A 5,037-nucleotide genomic window follows, 5' to 3' on the forward strand; every position below is an offset into this window, starting at 1 on the left:
ATCGTGCGGCTTTTTCATGCCTGCCGTAAATCATGTGGGAGCGAGCCTGCTCGCGAAAGCGGAGTGTCAGCGACATCAATGTTGACTGTTCCACCGTTATCGCGAGCAGGCGAGGACCTACGAAAGTTGCCGGACGCTTGAACTCGCAATCAAGCACTCAACCGCGCCGTCACCTCATTCAACTGCCCCGACAACCCATGCAGGTTCTGACTGGCACTTTCGGTGCGCTGCACGTTGTCCAGGTTGGTGCTGGCAATCGCGGTGATTTCAGTCAGGTTGCGCGAGATATCCTCGGCCACTGAAGTCTGCTCCTCAGCGGCCGTGGCGATCTGCCGGTTCATGTCGCGAATCGCCTCCACCGCCAGGGTGATGCGCTCCAGCATCGCGCCGGCCTGGGTCACCTGTTCGACGCTTTCGTCACTGCGCGCCTGGCCGCTCTCGATAGCCTGCGCGGCATCGACAGCGCCGGTCTGCACGTTCTGAATGATCTGGTTGATCTCGATGATCGACTCCGCCGTGCGCTGAGCGAGGTTGCGCACCTCATCGGCGACGACGGCAAAACCACGCCCGGCCTCGCCCGCCCGCGCCGCTTCGATGGCCGCGTTGAGCGCCAGCAGGTTGGTCTGTTCGGCGATGCCACGAATCACTTCCAGCACCTTGCCGATACGACCGCTGTCGGTTTCCAGGCGACGGATCACCGTGGCGGTGTTGGCGATTTCGCCGCGCATCTGCGTGATCGAGTGAATGGTGGTCTGCATGACCTTTTCACCCTGCTGCGCCGAGTGATCGGCATCGTCGGCAGCACGCGCGGCATCGGCGGCGTGACGGGCGACTTCCTGGGCCGTGGCGGACATTTCATTCATCGCCGTGGCCACTTGATCAGTGCGGTTGAATTGCTCGCTGGTGCCGCCGGCCATGGTCGTGGCAATGGCGTTCAATTCGCCGCTGGCGCTGTCCAGATCACCGGCGCTGCGTTGCAAGCGAGTGAAGGTGTCCGCCAGAAAATCGCGCAGAGTGTTCGCTGCGGCGGCGAGGTTGCCCAGTTCATCGCGACGCTCGCTGACAACACGTTCGGCCAACTGGCCACGGCTCAAGCGGGTGACGTAATCGATGAGGTTGCGGATCGGCTCGATCAGGTTGCGGCTGACCAGCCACAGGCTCAGCAGACCAATCAACAAGCCTGACGCGAGCATCACCAACAGCCCCAGCCACACGGTGCGCTCAGCGCTGGCACTGATCAACGCCGATTGCGAGGTGCCCTGCTCGCGCAGCTCGGCGACCAGTGCGCTCATCTGCTCGCTGGTGGCGCGATCAACGCCTTTGACCGCTGCGTCGCCGGCGCTCGGATCACCACCGGCAACGACGTAGGCATCGCGGCCTTTCTGGTAGGCCGTGCCCAACTGGCGATGCTCCTCGCGCAAACGTTCGATGCGGGATTTGAGATTGGCCTCGATGCCTTTCTGGCCGGCCAGTTCGCCGAGAATATTCTGCACGTCGCGCTGACGCTCTTCAAACTGGCTCCAGTATTTCGCCAGATCCGCCGGTTGCTTGCCGCGCAGCAGGACGTTTTTCCATTCCTGCACCTGCACTTTGAATTGCAGGTTGGCTTCATCGATCAATTGCGAAGTGTGCAGCGGGCCGGCGATCAACTGGCTATAGCTTTGCACGCCGTTGGAGAGGAAATGAAAGCAGGCCAGCGCGATCAACAATATTGCCAGCAGACTGCCGCTCAGCAGGGCGAGAATTTGCGTTCTCAGGGATTTTTGCAGCATTGCAAGGTACTCGAAGCAGGGATGAGGCACGCCCGAGCGGACGTGAAAAATGGCCGGACTTCCCTGTCGACGTACCATGGCCAAGGGCCGATGGCGCGCAACCTAACTCACCTGAGATCGGCGCGCCAGAGGGCTTCTTGAGAATCTTCCGACAGTCGGTAACGCGTTGATTTGCAGTCACTTTACTGTCACAAAACGGTCATGCTGGCTTGCGATGATGCCGCTCAGGTGAACCTGAAAATCCCCCACCAGACACCCTCCTCGCAGTGAGCCGCCATGAACCACAGCCTCGATATCAGCCATCGTGCCCCGGACCTGTTTGGCTTGCTCTACGGCTTTCGCTTTGTACCCGGTGAGCGCGGGCGCGAGATCGATTCGGCGACGGCTTTGCGCTGTTTGCAGGACGACGGCGACAGCGAAGAATTTCTCTGGCTGCACCTGAACCTGGCCCACGCCGCGTGCGAGCGCTGGATGAAAAGTCATCTGCAATTACCCGAGGAGTTTTTCGAAGCGCTGCACGAAGGTTCGCGATCGACGCGCATCGAGCATGTCGATTCGGCGCTGCTGGCGGTGGTCAACGATGTGGTGTTCAACCTCAGCAGCATGGTCTCCTCCGACGTGTCGACGCTGTGGGTCTGCGTGCGCAGCAAACTGATCGTCAGCGCGCGCCTGCAACCGCTGCACTCGGTGGACAAGTTGCGCTCGTCGGTGAAGGCCGGCGAATGCTTTCGCTCGCCCTCGGAACTGCTCGTGCATTTGCTGCGCGATCAGGGCGAAGTGCTGACGCAGATCGTGCGCAAGACCAGTCTGAGTGTCGATCAGGTCGAAGACGAACTGCTCTCCTCGCGCCTGTCGACCAACCGCGCCGAACTTGGCGCCAACCGTCGCGTGCTGGTGCGTCTGCAACGGCTGCTGGCGCTGGAGCCGGGTTCGCTGCTGCGCCTGCTCAATCGTCCGCCGCCGTGGTTGCAGAAGGAGGACGTCAAGGAGTTGCGCAAATCCACCGAGGAGTTTGCGCTGATCATCAACGACCTCACGGCCCTCGGCGAACGCATCAAACTGTTGCAGGAAGAAATCGCCGCCAACCTCAACGAACAGAGCAACCGTACGCTGTTCACCCTGACGGTGGTGACGGTGCTGGCCTTGCCGATCAACATCATTGCCGGTTTTTTCGGCATGAATGTCGGCGGTGTGCCGCTGTCCCAGGACCCGCACGGATTTTGGGTGCTGGTCGCGTTGGTTGCGACGTTTACCGTGATTGCCGGGCGCTGGGCGTTTCGCAAGCGTGGCGATTACTGAGCGCATATCCCACACACAACACAGCCCTCCCTGTGGGAGCGAGCCTGGTCGCGAAGTCGGTGTGTCAGATAAATCAACGTTGAATGACATGGCGCTTTCGCGAGCAGGCTCGCTCCCATAGGGGCAATGTGCTCAATGTCAGAGCGTTGAACGAACGACATCGCCGAGCCAATCCATAAACACCCGCACCCGCAGCGGCAAATGCCGTTGCCGTGCGTATAACAACGAAATCGCCATCGGCGGTGCGGTGTGTTGCGGCAGTACGGTCACCAGTTCGCCATTTTCCAGATGCGGCTGCATGCCGGTGCGCGGTACCTGCGTCAGGCCGAAGCCGCCCAGGCACGCCGCTTCATAGGCATCGGTGCTGTTGACCGTGACACTGCCGGCCATCGCCACCCGTCGCACTTCGCCACCCTCCTCATACACAAACCCTTCCGAACGCGAGCCCAGTACGCCGACGTAATGCACCAGTCGATGCTGCGCCAGATCCTCGATGGTCTGCGGCACGCCGTAACGTTGCAGGTAAGCCGGGCTGGCGCAATTGACCATCGGGAAGTCGCCAAGATGCCGGGCGACCACCGACTGATCCGGCTGCGCGCCGATGCGCAATACGCAGTCGAAACCTTCGCTGAGCAGATCGACACGGCGATCGGTGCTGCTGATTTCCATCTGCAGATTCGGGTGGCGATCCATGAATTCCGGCAGGCGCGGCATGATCAAGCGTCGCGCGAGGATGTTCGGCATGTCGACGCGGATGCACCCGGTCAGCGAAGCCTCGTCCTGACGGAACAGCCCTTCGATTTCATCCATGTGCGAAAGCAAGTCCTTGCTGCGTTCATACAGCACCAGTCCATCCTGAGTGGCCTGCACCTTGCGCGTGGTGCGCTGCAACAGCCGCGTGCCGAGCAAGGCTTCGAGTGCCTGCACTTGTTCGGATACCGTGGAGCGCGGCAGGCCGAGGCTTTCCCCGGCGAGAGTGAAACTCGACAGTTCGCTGACCCGGACGAAGGTGCGCAGCAGTTCCAGTTTGTTCATGACAAGCCCCGGTGATTGTTCGGCTGAGCCGATCAGTGATTCCGCTTTTGCCGTGTTTATCACCTCAGGGCGGATAAATAAACTTCTTCCATCCCCAATCAATGCAATCGAGGAAGTCAGCATGAACCGCAAAATCGCACTGATCACTGGCGCCAGTCGTGGCCTCGGCCGCAGTGCCGCCCTGCACCTCGCCGCGCAAGGCATTGACATCATTGGCACCTACAACAGCCGCGCCGACGAGGCCCAGGCGCTGGTCACTGAATTGCAGGCGCTCGGCGCGAAAGCGGCGATGCTGCAACTGGACGTCGGCCACAGCGAGAATTTCGCCGCGTTTGCCGCGCAGGTTGAACAGGTATTGGAGCAAACCTTTGAGCGTCAGCGCTTTGATTTCCTGATCAACAATGCCGGGGTCGGCGTGCATGCGCTGTTCAGCGAAACCACCCCGGAGCAGTTCGATCTGCTGATGAACGTGCAGTTGAAAGGGCCGTTTTTCCTGACTCAGCAACTGCTGCCGCTGATCAATGACGGTGGGCGCATCGTCAATATTTCCAGCGGCCTGACCCGCTTCAGCCTGCCGGGTTACGGCGCTTATGCGGCAATGAAAGGTGCGATGGAAGTGCTGACGCGTTATCAGGCGAAAGAGCTGGGTGCGCGTCAGATTGGCGTGAACGTTCTGGCGCCGGGGGCGATTGAAACCGATTTTGGCGGTGGCACGGTGCGCGACAACAGCGCGGTCAACGCGATGGTTGCCAGCAACACCGCGCTGGGTCGTGTGGGGCTGCCGGATGATATTGGCGGTGCACTGGCGCTGCTGCTGTCAGAGGGTGGGCAGTGGATCAACGGTCAGCGGGTCGAGGCATCCGGCGGCATGTTTCTCTGACCTCAACCAACAGACTGTTTGTGGCGAGGGGATTTATCCCCGCTGGGCTGC

The 5,037-nt window shown here is 60.9% G+C and carries 4 protein-coding genes; 2 read left to right on the forward strand and 2 right to left on the reverse strand.

All coding sequences use genetic code 11. The features are described from left to right. Positions 1-149 precede the first annotated feature (149 nt). On the reverse strand, positions 150-1,772 hold the full coding sequence (locus tag F8N49_RS25485) for a methyl-accepting chemotaxis protein (protein WP_151553081.1): 1,623 nt from the start codon (positions 1,770-1,772) through the stop codon (positions 150-152). Between the two features lie 276 nt (positions 1,773-2,048). Between F8N49_RS25485 and F8N49_RS25490 the strand changes: the two genes are divergently transcribed. Then, positions 2,049-3,071 carry a transporter gene (locus tag F8N49_RS25490; protein WP_130928856.1) on the forward strand — a complete coding sequence of 341 codons (1,023 nt, stop codon included), beginning with the start codon at positions 2,049-2,051 and terminating at the stop codon, positions 3,069-3,071. 138 nt (positions 3,072-3,209) lie between these two features. On the opposite strand, the gene F8N49_RS25495 is transcribed toward F8N49_RS25490, so the two are convergent. Next, a complete protein-coding gene (locus F8N49_RS25495; RefSeq protein ID WP_122700266.1) occupies positions 3,210-4,106 on the reverse strand; it encodes a LysR family transcriptional regulator in 897 nt (298 codons plus the stop codon). A 121-nt stretch (positions 4,107-4,227) separates the two neighbouring features. Here F8N49_RS25495 and F8N49_RS25500 point away from each other — a divergent pair, with 121 nt between their 5' ends. Next, positions 4,228-4,986: an SDR family NAD(P)-dependent oxidoreductase gene (locus F8N49_RS25500; protein ID WP_122704245.1), complete on the forward strand. Its 759-nt coding sequence runs from the start codon at positions 4,228-4,230 to the stop codon at positions 4,984-4,986. Positions 4,987-5,037 lie beyond the last annotated feature (51 nt).

Source organism: Pseudomonas sp. GXM4 (assembly GCF_008923895.1).
Classification (GTDB): Bacteria; Pseudomonadota; Gammaproteobacteria; order Pseudomonadales; family Pseudomonadaceae; genus Aquipseudomonas; species Aquipseudomonas atacamensis.